14 protein-coding genes and 1 tRNA gene are annotated in these 15,215 nt (G+C 68.6%); 10 read left to right on the forward strand and 5 right to left on the reverse strand.

Features of this window, described 5'->3' with window-relative positions:
- The first annotated feature begins 123 nt into the window (after positions 1-123).
- The 4 genes from C8D03_RS10605 to C8D03_RS10620 are packed head-to-tail and all read left to right on the forward strand — an operon-like array spanning position 124 to position 4,388.
- Positions 124-1,065 carry an ABC transporter permease gene (locus C8D03_RS10605; RefSeq protein WP_108051486.1) on the forward strand — a complete coding sequence of 314 codons (942 nt, stop codon included), beginning with the start codon at positions 124-126 and terminating at the stop codon, positions 1,063-1,065.
- A complete protein-coding gene (locus C8D03_RS10610; protein ID WP_181300869.1) occupies positions 1,062-1,943 on the forward strand; it encodes an ABC transporter permease in 882 nt (293 codons plus the stop codon). The genes C8D03_RS10605 and C8D03_RS10610 overlap by 4 nt, the downstream gene beginning before the upstream one ends.
- Positions 1,943-2,752 carry a glycerophosphodiester phosphodiesterase gene (locus tag C8D03_RS10615; RefSeq protein WP_248308425.1) on the forward strand — a complete coding sequence of 270 codons (810 nt, stop codon included), beginning with the start codon at positions 1,943-1,945 and terminating at the stop codon, positions 2,750-2,752. The genes C8D03_RS10610 and C8D03_RS10615 overlap by 1 nt, the downstream gene beginning before the upstream one ends.
- Positions 2,753-2,810: 58 nt before the next feature.
- Entirely contained in the window at positions 2,811-4,388 is a 1,578-nt protein-coding gene (locus C8D03_RS10620; protein WP_248308426.1) for an ABC transporter substrate-binding protein, read from the forward strand.
- Between the two features lie 694 nt (positions 4,389-5,082).
- On the opposite strand, the gene C8D03_RS10625 is transcribed toward C8D03_RS10620, so the two are convergent.
- The 3 genes from C8D03_RS10625 to C8D03_RS10635 are packed head-to-tail and all read right to left on the reverse strand — an operon-like array spanning position 5,083 to position 8,699.
- On the reverse strand, positions 5,083-6,558 hold the full coding sequence (locus C8D03_RS10625; RefSeq protein ID WP_108046228.1) for an alkaline phosphatase family protein: 1,476 nt from the start codon (positions 6,556-6,558) through the stop codon (positions 5,083-5,085).
- 33 nt (positions 6,559-6,591) lie between these two features.
- Positions 6,592-7,581, reverse strand: a complete 990-nt coding sequence (locus tag C8D03_RS10630; protein WP_108046229.1) for an ABC transporter ATP-binding protein — start codon at positions 7,579-7,581, stop codon at positions 6,592-6,594.
- Positions 7,578-8,699, reverse strand: a complete 1,122-nt coding sequence (locus C8D03_RS10635) for an ABC transporter ATP-binding protein (protein ID WP_248308427.1) — start codon at positions 8,697-8,699, stop codon at positions 7,578-7,580. Before C8D03_RS10635 ends, C8D03_RS10630 begins: the two co-directional genes overlap by 4 nt.
- An 84-nt stretch (positions 8,700-8,783) precedes the next feature.
- On the opposite strand from C8D03_RS10635, the gene C8D03_RS10640 reads away from it, so the two are divergent.
- The 3 genes from C8D03_RS10640 (at position 8,784) to C8D03_RS26110 (ending at position 10,501) form a co-directional block, all read left to right on the forward strand.
- Positions 8,784-9,527: a Crp/Fnr family transcriptional regulator gene (locus tag C8D03_RS10640; RefSeq protein WP_108046230.1), complete on the forward strand. Its 744-nt coding sequence runs from the start codon at positions 8,784-8,786 to the stop codon at positions 9,525-9,527.
- Positions 9,528-9,561: 34 nt separating this feature from the next.
- Positions 9,562-9,840, forward strand: a complete 279-nt coding sequence (locus C8D03_RS10645; protein ID WP_108046231.1) for a DUF6894 family protein — start codon at positions 9,562-9,564, stop codon at positions 9,838-9,840.
- A 229-nt stretch (positions 9,841-10,069) separates the two neighbouring features.
- Entirely contained in the window at positions 10,070-10,501 is a 432-nt protein-coding gene (locus C8D03_RS26110; protein WP_146170146.1) for a hypothetical protein, read from the forward strand.
- A gap of 230 nt (positions 10,502-10,731) precedes the next feature.
- On the opposite strand, the gene C8D03_RS10650 is transcribed toward C8D03_RS26110, so the two are convergent.
- Positions 10,732-10,808: transfer RNA gene (locus tag C8D03_RS10650), tRNA-Arg, on the reverse strand.
- A gap of 28 nt (positions 10,809-10,836) precedes the next feature.
- On the opposite strand from C8D03_RS10650, the gene C8D03_RS10655 reads away from it, so the two are divergent.
- The 3 genes from C8D03_RS10655 (at position 10,837) to C8D03_RS10665 (ending at position 14,163) form a co-directional block, all read left to right on the forward strand.
- On the forward strand, positions 10,837-11,655 hold the full coding sequence (locus C8D03_RS10655; protein ID WP_108046232.1) for a hypothetical protein: 819 nt from the start codon (positions 10,837-10,839) through the stop codon (positions 11,653-11,655).
- 4 nt (positions 11,656-11,659) lie between these two features.
- Positions 11,660-13,144, forward strand: a complete 1,485-nt coding sequence (locus C8D03_RS10660) for a M48 family metalloprotease (protein ID WP_108046233.1) — start codon at positions 11,660-11,662, stop codon at positions 13,142-13,144.
- A 149-nt stretch (positions 13,145-13,293) separates the two neighbouring features.
- A complete protein-coding gene (locus C8D03_RS10665) occupies positions 13,294-14,163 on the forward strand; it encodes a dienelactone hydrolase family protein (protein WP_108046234.1) in 870 nt (289 codons plus the stop codon).
- 169 nt (positions 14,164-14,332) lie between these two features.
- Here C8D03_RS10665 and C8D03_RS10670 read toward each other — a convergent pair whose 3' ends face one another.
- The gene (locus C8D03_RS10670; RefSeq protein ID WP_465246467.1) at positions 14,333-15,085 is read right to left on the reverse strand and encodes a CarD family transcriptional regulator; all 753 of its coding nucleotides are present in this window, start codon (positions 15,083-15,085) and stop codon (positions 14,333-14,335) included.
- Positions 15,086-15,215: the final 130 nt, after the last annotated feature.

Consider the following 15,215-nt stretch of genomic DNA (forward strand, 5'->3'; position numbering starts at 1 on the left):
CGCGCGGTCGCGTCGACGCGATCCTGCAGGCTGCCCGCGACGGCGCTCGTGCCGTCATGCTGCTGTCATGTCCTCGCGACCAGAAGCACGCTTCGTCATTCGGGCATGGGCACGATCTCGAGCATGCTGCGCTTTCTGGCCCTGCGCGCAGGGCGTGCCGTCCTCACCCTGCTGATCTGCGTCTCTGGCGTGTTCATCGCGCTGCGGCTCGCCGGCGACCCCGCCGACATCATGCTCTCGATCGACACGCCGCCTGATGTCCGGGCCTATTATCGCGAGCTGTGGGGCCTCGACCGGCCGCTCGCCGAGCAATATGGCCGCTATCTGCTGAGCGCGGCGCGCGGCGATTTCGGCCTGTCCTTCGCCGATGAGCGGCCCGCCTTCGACGCCGTGCTGGAGGCCCTGCCGAAGACGGCCCTGCTCGGTGCCAGCGCCCTCTTCCTGGCGCTGCTGATTGGCCTGCCGCTCGGCATGGTCGCGGCGCTGAAGCACAACAGCGCGATCGACCGGCTCGCCATGGCTTCGGCCGTGTTCGGCTATGCGATCCCGATCTTCTTCCTCGGCATCCTGCTGATCCTGCTCTTCGCGCTGACGCTGCGGGTCCTGCCCTCGGCGGGCTCCGACACGGCGCTCCACCTCATCTTGCCGACGGTGACGCTGGCCCTGCCGCTCGCCGGGCGGCTCGCCCGCTTTGCCCGCACCGCGACGCTGGAGGTGCTGGGCAAGCCGTTCATCCGCGCCGCGCGTGGCCGGGGCGTGCTGCCGCTCGGCATCGTGCTCAACCATGCGCTACCCAATGCGGCGGTGCCGCTCCTGATGTTCCTCGGCATCGAGATCGGCCATATCCTCGCCGGCTCGGCCGTGGTCGAGACGATCTTCGCCTGGCCGGGCATCGGGCGATTGCTGGTCGATTCGGTCTCGACGCGCGATCTCGCGGTGGTCCAGGCCGTCATCCTGACGATCACGCTGGTCATGGTCGGCGCCAACCTGCTGGTGGACGTGCTGCACATTCTGGCCGATCCGCGTCTCGGCGGCTTCCGGCGCGCGGCGGGAGCCTCGGCATGAGCGTGCAGGCGGTTCCGGTCGCGGTCGCCGCCACCGGAGGGCGCCGGCCTGCGGGGAGGCACATGTCGCCGGTCGTGCGCCTCTCGGCCGGCTTCCTGCTCTTCGTCGTCCTCGTCGCGGTCTTCGCCGACTGGCTGGCGCCTTTGCCCTACACGGCGCAGGAGCTGACCGCGCGGCTGAAGCCGCCGCTGCACGAGAGCGGCGGACGCATCTACTGGCTCGGGACCGACCAGCTCGGCCGCGACATCCTCAGCCGCCTCGTCTTCGCCGTGCGGACCTCGATCCTGATCGCGGTCATGGGCACGCTGATCGGCGCGGTATTCGGGACCGCGCTCGGCTTCGTCGCGGCGCGCCTGCGGGGCCTCGCCGACCAGGCGATCATGATGGCGGTCGACGCGCAGGCAGCAATTCCGGCGCTGTTCCTGGCGCTGACCCTGCTCGCCTTCTTCGGCAACAGCATCGTGCTGTTCGTCGTTCTCGTCAGCGTCGACGGCTGGGATCGCTATACGCGGCTGACGCGCGGCCTCGTCGTTTCGGAGCAGGAGGCCGACTATATCCAGGCCGTCGAGGCGCTCGGCGCCCGTCCGGCCCGGGTGGTGCTGCGCCATCTCCTGCCGAATATCCTCGCGGCGCTGATCGTCCAGGCGACGCTCAACTTTCCCGGCACGATCCTGCTGGAGACCTCGCTGTCCTTCCTCGGGCTCGGCGTGCAGCCGCCGGGCACATCGCTCGGGCTGATGCTGGGGGAGGGGCGGCGCTATCTGCTCAACGCTTGGTGGATCGCGGTCTTCCCGGGGCTCGTGATCTTCCTGACGACGCTGTCGATGTGCCTGTTCGGCGATTGGCTGCGCGACCGCTTCGACCCGACCAGAGCCTGATGCCGAACCATGGTCAGAGCTCGATGATGTCGCTCGCCCAGCACCTCGCCGGCCAGCCCCGGCCGCTCGCCATCGCCCATCGCGGCGGGGCGCTGCTCGGGCCGGAGAACACTGCGGCGACGTTCCGCGCCGCGGCGTCCGCCGGTGCCGCGCTGGTCGAGACCGATGTCAGGCTCAGCGCCGATGGTGCGCTGGTTTGCCTGCACGATGCCGATCTCACGCGCGTCACCGGCGATCCGAGGCGTGTCGCCGAGCTCGACCTGGCGACGCTGCGCCGGCTCCTGCCCGGTCTGATGACGCTGGACGAGGCCATCGCGGCGTCGCAGCCGCTGGGGCTCCTGCTCGACGTCAAATTGTCCGACGCTGTCGTGCTCCGGGCGATCCTGGCGCGGATCGACGCCGCCGGTGCCGGAGCGCGCGTGCTGCTCGGCCTGCGCTCGCTTCCGCTCGTCGCGGCGGCGCGCCACGTCGCGCCCGACATCGCGATCCTCGCTCTGGCCGGCGATCCCTGCTCGGCGCCCGAGGCCCGTCGCGCCGGGGCCGGCTGGTTTCGCCTGTGGGAGGCCGACGCGACCGATGCGCGCGTGGCGGCCGTGCGGGCCGAGGGCCTGATGCTTGTCGTCATGGTCGGCCAGCCGCGCGATTCTGCTCTTCCGGAACATCCGCCCTTTCCGGTCGGACAGATCGATGCCGCCGGCATCGCCGCGCTGATGCGGTTGTCTCCGGATGCCGTCATGCTCGACGACCCGCGCCTGCTGATCGCGGCGCGCGAAGCGGCGGCGCCTGTCACCGCGCTGTCGTCAAGCTGAGGCAATGGCTCGCGGATGGGGCCGCCCGTGTCGGCCGTCGTCGCTTCAGGGAACAGCCATGTCCATGATCTCTCGGCCCGTGATGTCTCGCCGCCGCCTGCTGGAAGGCGCCGCCGCCCTGCCCGTGCTGCTGAGCGCAGCGCCCGGCTTCGCCGCCGAGCCGAAGCGCCCGAATTTCACGGTCGCGGTCGCCGACCTGCCGGCCACGCTGGAGCCGGCGCGCGAACTCTCCAATGTCGGAACGCGCGTGACCTATTCGATCTTCGACACGCTGATCCGGCGTGATTTCCTCGGCGCGGCCGATGGCGGCGGCTCGGAGCTGAAGCCGCATCTCGCGACGACATGGCAGCGGGTCTCGCCGCAGGAGCTGATCGTGACGCTGCGCCAGGGCGTGAAGTTCCACAATGGGGACGAGCTGACCTCCGACGACGTGGCCTACACCTTCCGCGACGGGCGCCTCTGGGGCGAGAAGGCGCAGATCCCGGGTGGCCGGGCCTATTTCGGCGTGCTCGCCTCGGTCGAGCCGATCGACCGCTACACCATCCGGTTCAGGACGAAGGTGCCGGACGTGCTGCTGGAGCAGCGCCTCGCCTCCTGGTGCGCCTGGATCGTCAACAAGCGCGCCTATGAGGAGATGGGTTTCGAGGGTTATTCCCGCAAACCCGTCGCCACCGGCCCTTATCGCGTCGTCTCGCACAACGCGGCGGATACAACGGTGCTGACCGCCTTCGACGACTACTTCATGGGCAAGCCGACCGCGGCGCGCGTCAGCTTCAAGCGCGTGCCGGAACTGGCCGCGCGCGTGGCCGGCCTCGTGGCCGGCGATTACGACCTGATCACCAATATCCCGCCCGACCAGATGAGCGTCGTCGGCGGCTACAAGGACATCGATGTGCGCTCGGTCGTGCTGGCGAATGTCCATGTCCTGGCCTTCAACGAGCAGGACAAGGTGCTCGCCGACAAGCGCGTGCGCCAGGCGCTCGCCTATGCGATCGACAGGCAGCAGCTCGTCGACACGCTCTGGCAGGGCACGGCGAAGATCCCGGAGAGCCATAATTTCCCGGAATACGGCCAGATGTTCGTCGAAGGCCGCAAGCTGCCGCATGACCCGCAGAAGGCCCGGGCCCTGCTGAAGGAAGCCGGCTACAAGGGCGAGCCGATCGTCTACCGGACGATGGCGAACTACTACACCAATGCGCTCGAAGCGGCCCAGATCATGGTCGAGCAGTGGAAGGCGGTCGGCATCAACGCCTCGCTGCAGGTGGTCGAGAACTCGGCCCTGATGCGCGGGCCGGGCGTGCAGATCTTCAACTGGTCGAACTCGACACGCCTGCCGGATCCGCTCGGCGCGATCTGGGTGGCGTGGGGACCGGCGGGCGAAGCCCAGGTCGGCAAGTTCTGGACGTCGACGGCCGCCTTCAACAAGGCCGGCAACGCGCTCGAGGCCGAGGTCGATCCGGCGAGGCGCAAGGCGCTCTTCACGGAGATGCTCGAAGTCTATGAGGACGAGGTGCCGGCGACGATCCTCTACCAGCCGAGCGAGGCCTACGCGATCAAGCGCTCGATCTCCTGGCGCCCGACGACCTTCTATTTCATGGATCTGCGGCCGGACAATCTCGGCTTCGCGAAGAGCTGAGGTCCGGAGAGGCTCGTCGCGTGGATGCTCGCCCTTGTGGCGAGCATCCACGCCTTGAACACGGGCCTCGACCAGCGAAGGCGTGGATGGTCGGGACAAGCCCGACCATGACGGAGATGTCGCGCCCTCTTCACTCCTCGGCCTCTGGTGGGCAAGAGGGCACGTGTCCTGATTCGCGCAGCGAAAGCCCCGTCCGGCTCGTGCCGCGGGGTTTTCGGGCCTCGATGCATCCGGAGGGATGCGCGGGGAGAGGTGGCGTCGCAGTCGACGACTGCGTGCCGGTGTCGATGTCGAAGTCGATATGTCGAAGCAGCGCCAACAGCCGCCACCCCGCCCCGCGCGCGGTTGTCTTCCGGTGCCCCCGTCGTGCTTTGATGTCTCGGCACGAGACCGGACCCGCCTCGGCCCGGACGACGATCGACCCCTCCAGGGCCGCAAGCCAGCGACGGCCACGACCCTGAACACCGCAACTCCACCCGGCCGCACGACGCCTCGCGACAGCCCCCCTGGTCGGGCGGAACGGCGAGAGAATAGGCATGGGAAGAGAGGGCGGGGATAAGATTTCCGCACGCCGTCATGCTCGGGCCTGACCCGAACCTCTCATGGCGAGGAGGTTGCGGCGCCCGATCTTGCCCGAGATTCACGGGCTTCCGCTTCGCTCTACCCGGGAACGGCGGCAGGCGGTGCCTGCCCCTCAATGCCCCCCGCCGAGGATGAAGCGGCGGCCCTGCTGCTCGACGATGTCGACATGCTGGGCGAAGTTGCCCGTGCCGGCCGAATGGCGGGCGATGCGCGCCTCCTCTCCCGGCGGGCGGGCAAGATCGCGGCCGACCATGGTCGACGCCGGGGTGAGGCCGAGCAGGCCCAGCACGGTCGGCGTGATGTCGATGATGCCGGCGGGCTCCTGCGAGATGGCAGCCGCGCCGCCATCCTCGCCATGGGCGAGGATCAGCACGGTGTTGAGCTCGTGCGGGTTGAGGCCGCCATGCATGCCGCCGCCAAGCGGTACGTCACCCGGCGTCATCGCTCCCAGACCGGGCAGCCCGTACGGGTCGGCCGTCAGCGTCGAGCCCAGGATGAACATCAGGTCGGGCTGGCGCTCATGGCCTGCGCCTACGAGCCCGAGCGAGAGCGTGCCGTCGACCTGCCCCTCGACCTCGTTGCGCGCGGGGGAGAAGAGATGGCCGATCGAGGGCTGTTCCATCAGCCAGGCGGCGAGGCGGGCGAGCGTCGCGCGGTCGCCGCCCTCGCGGAGGCGGATCTCGCCGCTGATTCCGCCGGTCGCGGTCAGCGCGGCATCGCCGATGTCCTTCGCCGAACTCAGGGAGAAGCCCGCCCCCTGGGCAGCCTCGAACAGGGGCTCGATCGTGCCGGTCGAGATCTGGCCATGGTCGGAGGCTGCGATCACCGCGATGCGTTCGGCATCGGGCTGAGCCTCGACCCAGTCGAGGATCGTGCCGAAGGCCCGGTCCGCCTCCTGCAGCGCGGCCTTCGCCTCGGCCGAACCGAGGCCCTTGTAGTGGAAGGTCGTGTCCGGCTCGCTGAACCAGATCAAGGCGACGTCGGGGGCCAGCGCCGGCAGGACATGCTCGGTCATCAGCCTGCCGCCATAGCGCAGATCATTGAGGCGCGGCAGTTCGCGTTCCGGCAGCGGGCCGAGCCGATCGAGCGCCTCGGCGACGGCCTCCGGCGTCTGCGTCGCCTCGGCGCCATGTATCGAAAAGGTCCAGTGGCCATTGGCGCGGGCGCGCGGGCTGATGAAATGCGCCGAGCCGGGCGAGCCGGTATGGACGACGGCGAGCCGCCGGCCCTGCCGCGCCAGCACGTCGCCCAGCGTGTCGACTGCGATGAGACGGCCATCGTGATGCGCCTCGGCCCGGCGGATCATCTCCGCGCTGCCGGTGTCGAAGATGCGCTCGGGGATGGCCTGCCGGTGATGGAAGGCGTTGTTGACGATGCCATGGACACCCGGAGGCGCGCCGGTCGCGATCGAGCTCGTGGCGACGCGGGTGACCGAGGGGAAGACGCTGCGCGCCTGCCGGAACCAGATGCCGCGTGCGGCCAGCCGCACAAGGTTCGGCGTCAGCTCCGGCGTGACCAGATCGGGCCGGAGCCCGTCGAAGACCGCGACGACAACCCGGTCGGCTTTCGCTGCTTCGTCATGTGCCATGGGATGTCTGTCCAGGGTGGGAGGGCGGTCGGCTCAGGCGGCGGCTGCGGCCGGCCGTCCTGCCTCGGGGACGAGGTGGCAGGCGGCGAGCCGGCCGTCGGATACCGGACGCAGCAGCGGCGCCTCTTCGCGGCAGCGCGCGACGGCGCGCGGACAGCGGGGATGGAAGGCGCAGCCCTGCGGCCGTGCGACCGGATTCGGCGGATCGCCCGCGAGGATGACGCGTTCGCGCGTGCCACGCCAGGGCGAAGGCACCGCCGAGACCAGCGCCTCGGTATAGGGATGGGCGGGCGCATGGAAGAGCGCATCGGGCGGGCCCTGCTCGACGATGCGGCCGAGATACATCACCGCGACCTCGTCGGCGACCTGCCGCACGACCTTGAGATCGTGGCTGATGAAGAGATAGGCCATGCGGAAGCGCGCCTGCAGATCCTGCAGCAGGTTGACGACCTGGGCCGCGACCGAGACGTCGAGGGCCGAAATCGGCTCGTCGCAGACGACCAGCTTGGGTTCGAGAATGAGCGCACGCGCGATGACGACGCGCTGGCGCTGCCCGCCCGAGAGTTCGTGCGGGTAGCGCGAGGCGAGGTCGCACCCGAGGCCGACGGCCTCGAAGATGGCGCTCCGGCGTGCCTCGCGCTCCGCCTTGCCCGCGCCGAGCCTGTGGATCGTCAGGGGCTCGGCGACCTGCTCGCCCACGGTCAGGCGCCGGTCGAGCGCGGCGAGCGGGTCCTGATGCACCATCTGCATGGCGCGGCGCTGGGCACGCCAGCTCGCGTCGCGCGTCGCCGTCACCAGCTCGCCGGCGAAATGGACGGAGCCGCCAGTCGCCGCGAGCAGGCCGAGCACGAGCCGGGCGGTGGTCGACTTGCCGCAGCCGGATTCGCCGACGAGTCCGAGCGTGCGGCCCGGCGCCAGCGTGAAGCCGATGCCGTCGACGGCATGGAGCAGGCGGCGCTGCCCGTCGGGGCCGGTAACGGCATAATGCCGGGCGAGGTCGTCGACGGCGAGGAGCGGCGTCACGCGGATGATCCGGCGGTGGCGAGGAGAGGCGGGAGGAGCGGGGACAGCGGGGCGGCCTTGTCCTCCGCGATCCGGTCGAGGCGCAGGCAGGCGGCCCGGCGATCCTGCCCGGCCAGAACGAGCGGGGGATGTCCGGCCGCGGAACAGGCAGGCGCGGCGAAGGTGCAGCGGGGCGCGAAGGCGCAACCCGGCGGCAGCGCATCGGGAGCCGGCACGGTGCCGGGAATGGGCTCGAGGCGGAGGCGCGGCCCTTCGAGCGAGGGCAGCGCCGCGAGCAGCCCGCGCGTATAGGGGTGGCGCGGCTGCAGCAGCAGCTCCCGCGTCGGCGCCGTCTCGACGATGCGGCCGGCATACATCACCGCGACGCGGTCGCAGAGATCGGCGACGACGCCGAGATCATGCGAGATCAGGACGAGCGCCATGCCGCTGTCGCGGCGAATGTCGCGGATCAGATCGAGGATCTGGGCCTGGATCGTGGCGTCGAGGGCCGTCGTCGGCTCGTCCGCGATCAGCACCTGGGGCTCGCAGGCCAAAGCGAGCGCGATCATCACGCGCTGGTTCATGCCGCCGGAAAATTCATGCGGATACTGCCGCAGCCGGCGCGGGCCGTCGGCGATGCCGACCCGGTCAAGCAAGCGCAGTGCCTCGCGGCGCGCAGGTTCGCCGGTCAGGCCGCGATGCAGCCGCAGGACCTCGTCGAGCTGGCGGCCGATGCTGTGGACCGGGTTGAGCGAGCTGGTCGGGTCCTGGAAGATCATGCCGATCCGCCGGCCCCGCACGGTCGCGAGGTCGTGCTCGCCCATCACGGCGAGATCGCGACCGGCCAGCAGCACGCGGCCGGAGGTCGCGACGTCGCGGCCGAGCAGGCGCAGCGCCGCGAGCCAGGTCACGCTCTTGCCGCAGCCCGATTCGCCGACGATGCCGAGCGCCTCGCCCCGCGCCAGCGCAAGGTCGATGCCGCGCACCAGCGCGACCGCGCCGTCAGGGCGGGCGACGGTGACGGTGAAGCCGTCGAGTTCGAGCAGCGGTGCGGCTGCCGGCGAGCCCGCGAGCCGCCCGAGGCCGTCGGAGGCGGGGCTCTGCGCCGGTGTCAGGTTCATCGCGCCGATACAGCGCATGCGGATGACCCTTCAATGACAGTGCCGATGGCGGCCGGCCTCGAACGCGCGGAACGATGCCGACGGCACCGCGTTTGAGAAGGGATGAACCAAGAGATCACCGCGCCCAAGCTGCAGTCGCTCGTCAATGCGCTGATGCTGCGAGACGAGCTCAGCCACGAGGAGCGCACCCTCATCGAGGGCATGGCGATGCGTCGGAAGATCGTGCGGAAGGGCGACGAACTCGTCGCCCAGCATTCTCAGCCCTCCGAGAGCTGCATCGTCGTCAAGGGCTTCACCGCCCGCGAGGTTCTTCTCGATGACGGGAAACGCCAGATCACGGCGCTGCACATCCCCGGCGACTTCGTCGACCTGCATGCCTTCCTGCTGAAGGTGATGGACCACAGCGTCGTCGCCCTGACCGATTGCGAGGTGGGCTATGTGCCGCATCGCGAATTGCTGCGCGTGATCGATCGATCACCGCATCTCGGCCGGCTGTTCTGGCTCTCGACCGTCATCGACGGTGCGATCCAGCGGGCCTGGATCACGTCCAGCGGCCGCCGCTCGGCGACGGCCCATCTCGGCCACCTGATCTGCGAACTCTATCTGCGCCTGAGCGCGGCCGATCTGGCGCGGGACGGCCGCTTCTCCTTTCCGGTGCCGCAGAGCGAACTGGCCGATGCGCTCGGCTTCTCGCTCGTCCACGTCAACCGGACGCTGCAGGAACTGCGTGCCACCGGCTTCGTCACCTGGAAGGGCAGCGCCATCACCATCACCGATTTCGACGGGCTGGCGGCGCTTTCGCAGTTCGATCCGACTTATCTCAATCTGATCCGGTTGCCGCGCTGACGGAACCGATCGCATCGCCGGAGATTGCTGCGAGATGCCCCGCTATTTCATCGACAGCTCCGACGGGAATTTCTCCCATATCGACGCCGAGGGCGTCGAGCTGGCGGGCGATGCCGCCGCCCGCTATCTCGCGCTCGATGCCTTGCCGGACATGGTGAGGGAGGTCCTGCCCGATGGCGACAAGCGCGAATTCGCGGTTTGCGTCCGCGATGAATTCGGCAAGGTGATCTACAGCGCCAGCCTGACGCTTGCCGGTGCCTGGCGCGAATCCGGGCGGCGGGAGTCCGATGAAGGGCCGGCGCTCGATCTCTGAGGCGGGCGCTTCCTTATGTCCGGGGAGGTGCGATCGCGACGTCGCGGATCGGGTTGCCAGGCGAAGGCGTCGATACCGATCGCGATCGTGGGCGGTATGTCGAACCCATCGTCTGGGCGCCCTGCGGCGCGGCGGCGCGTTCCTTCAAGGCTCCAAGACTCTGACAAGACCGGGTTGGTTCGGTCTGGCCGGTTATCGTCATTGACGGTTGTTTTCGTTTGGAGCGAGAATGACGCGGCGCAACCTGGTAGAAGTCGTCACGATGGCGCATCTGTCGATTCTGGGAGCTATTGTATTTTTGGCTGGCGCACACGCTGGATCGGCGCAGGCGGCCTGCCAGAATCAAATGGAAGGCCCTTTAGATTTCAGCCAAAATAATCGATTGACTGCTTACTCGACGATGGATCGTGATGGATGCCGTTATAGTTATGCTCTCGATAGAAATGGCTATAATCACAGGCTAGGTCAGTCGGTTCTCGAAAAATCGGAGATAATGAGTTCGCCGAAAAATGGAAGCTTGGCGCAGATTGGACAATTCTCGTTCTTTTACAAACCAAAGCCGAATTTTATCGGGAAAGATAATTTTGTGATTTACGTTTGCGGCACGAATCTTGGTGGAAAGGGCTGCTCCAGATTGAGCTATGATGTAACTGTAAAGTAACTCGGGAAATCTCCACAATTGTTGTCGGTGGGTTGTGAGTTCTTGCTCTGATCGATGGAACAGGCCCAGGCGTTGGACTGGTTCGCTGTCTCCATCACACGCGCATTACCCGCCAAGGCCGTACGATACCGAGCCGGTCGGCGGAATCGGCTCTGGAACCGTGCGTTCCAGCAAAATTGTCGCCCGAGCCGGTGTGGCGAGCTGTTCCGCAATCACTGAATTGAAAAATATGGCGTCCCGGAAGGGATTCGAACCCCTGACCTACGGTTTAGGAAACCGTTGCTCTATCCTGCTGAGCTACCGGGACGCGCGCCAAACCGTGTAGCATAATCGCCATGCCGGTGAAGCCTCTTCTTGTCGTTTTCCTCGTGGCCGCTGTTCTTGCCCTGCCGCCGCTCGCCGGGCCGGTCCGGGCCAGCGATGCCTGTTCCGAACTCGCGCCGGACAGTCCGACGGTGCGCCTCGTGGGGCTGGATGAGGCCGGCGATCCGGTCCTGGCGGATGGAAGGCGGCTTCGTCTCGTCGGGCTGGCGCCGCGCCAGGACGATGCCGAGGCCGCGCGTTTCGCCGCCGGGATCGGTCCGTGGCGCGACCGGGATCTCAGGCTCGTGCTGCTCGGTGCAAGCGATCGCTGGGGCCGGCTGCCGGCACGGCTCTACGCGCCGGCGGAGGACGGCGAGGCCATACCCCGGGACGTTGCCGCCGCATTGCTGCGCGAGGGCGCGGCCTCGCCCCTGCCGGACGCCGGCACGGCGCGATGCGGGGTTCAAGCTCAAAGCGCTCGGGCGAAGGCGCGATCGGGCCGGGCCGCGGCTCCGACGATGCCCGTCGCAGCGGGTGCGACAACCGATTTCGCCATCGACGGTCATGATGTCGCCGCGCTCAGGGCGCATGAAGGGCGTCTCGTGTTGCTGGAGGGGCGGATCGCCTCGGTCGGCGAGCGCGCGCAACGGACCTATCTGAATTTTTCGCGCCGGCGCGGGGAGGCCGCGTCGATCGTGCTGTCGAAGAGGCTGTGGCGCGAGATGCAGGATACCGGCTGGACCGCGAGCGGGGTCGGCGGTAAACGCTTGCGGGCGCGTGGCGTCCTCTCCGGCCGGGATGGGCTGCTGCTCGACGTGACCTCGAAGCTCGCCCTGGAACTGGTCGACTGACGGAATGCTGGCGTTCTGGCGACACGGATTTCTGCTTTGTCCCAAACGGCTGGCCGCGTTCGCGCTTCCGGCCCTGCTGCTCGTCGCCTGCTCGGGCGACCAGAGCGTGCTTTTGCCGCCGCAGCGTCCGGCCGATGGCGAGTTCGCGCCGCGCGTCAGCACGGTCCAGCGCGCCTCGGACAGCGAGCACCAGCGCCTGCTCTCGGCCTTCGGCGGCGAATATCGGGCGCCGAAGGCGCGTGCCGTGCTGGACGAGGTGGTGCAGCGTCTGGCGAAAGCGGGCGAAGGCCAGATCGGCGCCTACGAGATCACCATCCTGAATTCGCCGGCAGTCAATGCCTTCGCGCTACCCAACGGCCGGCTCTACGTCACGCGCGGCCTGCTGGCTCTGGCGAACGACACCGCCGAGATCGCCTCGGTGCTGGCCCATGAGATCGCGCATGTCACGGCGCAGCACGCGGTCGAGCGGGCCGAGCGCGAGCTGGAATCGGCACTGGTCAGCCAGGTCGTGGCGCAGGTGCTGAAGGACCCGGCGCAAGGCGCGGCGGTGCAGGCCGGCTCGAAGCTGTCGCTTGCCAAATTCTCGCGGCAGCAGGAACTCACGGCCGACCAGATCAGCGTGCGAAACATCTCGCGCGCCGGCTACGATCCCTATGGCGCCGGGCGCTTCCTTGCGGCGCTGGGGCGCAACACCGCCTTCCGTAACAGCGGCCAGAACCGGAGCGCGGACGACAAGCGTCTCGACATCCTGTCGAGCCATCCGCAGACGCCCGAGCGCATTGCCGCCGTGACTGCGGCTGCCCGGCAGATCGGGGCGCCCGGAATCGGCGAGCGCGACGCCGGACGCTGGCTTTCCGCGATCGACGGCATCGCCTATGGCGACGATCCGCGCGACGGCGTCGTGCGCGGGGTGCGCTACCTGAACAGCGCACTGCGCATCGGCTTCACCGCGCCGGAGGGCTTTGCGCTGGAGGCGGCGCGCGACATGGTGATCGGCGTCAGCGCCAGCGGCGCCCAGGCGCTGCGGTTCGATTCCGTGACGCTGAAGCCCGACCAGACACTGCAATCCTATGTCGCGGCCGGGTGGATCGACGGCGTCGTGACGACGGCGGTCGAGACGCTCGACATCGCGGGCCAGCCGGCCGTGATCGCGGTGGGCAAGGGCACGGACTGGACCTTCCGCCTCGCCGCCGTCCAGGTCGGCAACCGGGTCTACCGCTTTATCCTGGCGGCACGCGGCAGCGGCGATCCGGAGCGGCCGATGCGGGCGCTGCTCGCCAGCTTTCGCGTGCTGAGCGCCGAAGAGGTGCAATCGGTCCGCCCGATGCAGATCAGGGCGGTGGCGGCCGCCGCCGGCGACACGCCTGCGGCGATGGCAGCGCGGATGCCGGAGCAGGAGCGCGCGCAGGACCTCTTCATGGTGCTGAACGGGATCGAGCGCGGCGGGGCGCTCGTGCCCGGCCAGCGCTACAAGATCGTCGCGGAATAGCGCGCGCGGCTGGTTTTCCGGCGATCTTCACGAAGCCGCGATAGCGGCGTCGGCGCGGTTTTCGCGTGGGTGCGAGAGGCTAGGATGCCTGCCTCGCGCCTGTCCGGGCGAGAGACGGTCTCTTCCGTCCGCAATGCCAGGAGGTCCCCATGGCGCTCGATCGCCGGATCGTCGAACTCTACGACGAATACACGCATAAGCCGCTCGACCGCCGCGTCTTCTTCAACCGCCTGATGCTGCTCGCCGGCTCCACCGCGGCAGCCGAAGCCGCACTTGCGCTGCTCGAGCCGAACTATGCCCAGGCCCAGCAGATCGCGCCGGACGATGCCCGGGTCAAGGCCGAGCGGCTGGACGTCACGGTCGATGGTGTCGCGCTGAAAGGCTATCTGGTCGCGCCCAGGGCGGCAGGCCGGCGCGGCGGCGTGCTGGTCATTCATGAAAACCGCGGCCTCAACCCGCATATCGAGGATGTGACGCGGCGTATGGCGCTTGCCGGCTTCACCGCCCTGGGGCTCGATTTCCTGGCGCCGCTCGGCGGCACGCCCAGCGACCCGGACGAGGCGCGGGCGCTGTTTCCGCGCCTGCCGGCAGATGATGTCGTGCGTCAGGGCAGGGCGGCGCTGAAGCTCCTGGCCTCACGCCCGGATGCGACGGGGAAAACCGGGGCGATCGGCTTCTGCTGGGGTGGCGGCGTGGTCAACGATCTCGCGGTGGCGGCGCCTGAACTCGCGGCGGGCGTCGTCTTCTACGGCCGTTCGCCCGATCTCGCCAGGGTGCCGCAGATCAAGGCGCGGTTGCTGATCCAGCATGCGGCGCGCGATACGCGTCTGGTGCAGGGGCTGCCGGATTACGAGGCGGCGCTGAAGGCGGCCGGCATCCGCTATGAGGCCATCGTCTATCCGGATGTAGACCACGCCTTCCTGAACGACACCAGCGCGGAACGCTACAATGCCGCCGCGGCCAAGCAGGCCTGGGAGCGCTCCGTCGCCTTCCTCGCGGCGGAGACGGGAGCGGCGTAGCGGGCGCTTCCGGCTCCAGGCCGCCGGCCGACGCTGTCGCTTTTTAGATATGGCATCGGCCTTCTCCGAAAACCGCATTTCCGTTTTCGGGCCGATGCGCGCCCGGAAAGCGAAAGGACCCGGCGGTTGCCCGCCGGGTCCTTTTTTCGTGCGAAGCGCGGTGCCTGGATCAGGCCGCCTCTTCCTGGATGTCGTCGTTGTCGCCCTCGACCTCGCCCTCGGCGGCTTCCACCACCTCGCCCTTGCCCGGGCGGCGCGGCGACTTGGCGAGCTGGCCCTCGATCTTCTTCAGGGCCTCGGTCTCGGTGATGTCGTCGACGACCGCGATCTCGCGGGTCATGCGGTCGACCGCGGCCTCATAGAGCTGGCGCTCGGAATAGGACTGCTCGGGCTGGGCCTCGGAACGATAGAGATCGCGCACGACCTCGGCGATGGCGACGAGATCGCCCGAATTGATCTTTGCCTCGTATTCCTGGGCGCGGCGCGACCACATGGTGCGCTTGACGCGGGCGCGGCCGGTCAGCGTGGTCAGGGCCTTGGTAACGCTCTCGGCATCGGCGAGCTTGCGCAGGCCGACGCTGGCGGCCTTGGCGGTGGGAACGCGCAGCGTCATCTTGTCCTTGGCGAAGCTGACCACGAAGAGCTCAAGCTTGAACCCGGCGACTTCCTGTTCCTCGATCGCCGTGATCTGGCCGACGCCATGAGACGGATAGACGACGAATTCGCCCGTCTTGAAACCCTGGCGCACGACAGCTTTCTTCACCGTGGACATGCCGATAAGACTCCTGACCGGACCGCTGGACGCGGGCACGCGATTCTCAATCTCCGGCCGGATGACCGGAAACACTCCGCCTGACACGGACGGGCTCGCACCCGCCGCCTCACGCTCCCTCAGCCGGTCGTCTCTTTCTGTGCCGCCCAGGCAAAGACATCGATTGCTCCGGCAAAGGTGCCGGCGGCTCTCGTCATCCTTTTCTAGGGGGCGCCCCGTTTGTGGAAACCTCGCAGGGGCATGCGGAACGAATGCGACTGAGGCTATTATGTAGCATAAA

This window comes from Bosea sp. 124, from assembly GCF_003046175.1.
Lineage (GTDB): Bacteria > Pseudomonadota > Alphaproteobacteria > Rhizobiales > Beijerinckiaceae > Allobosea.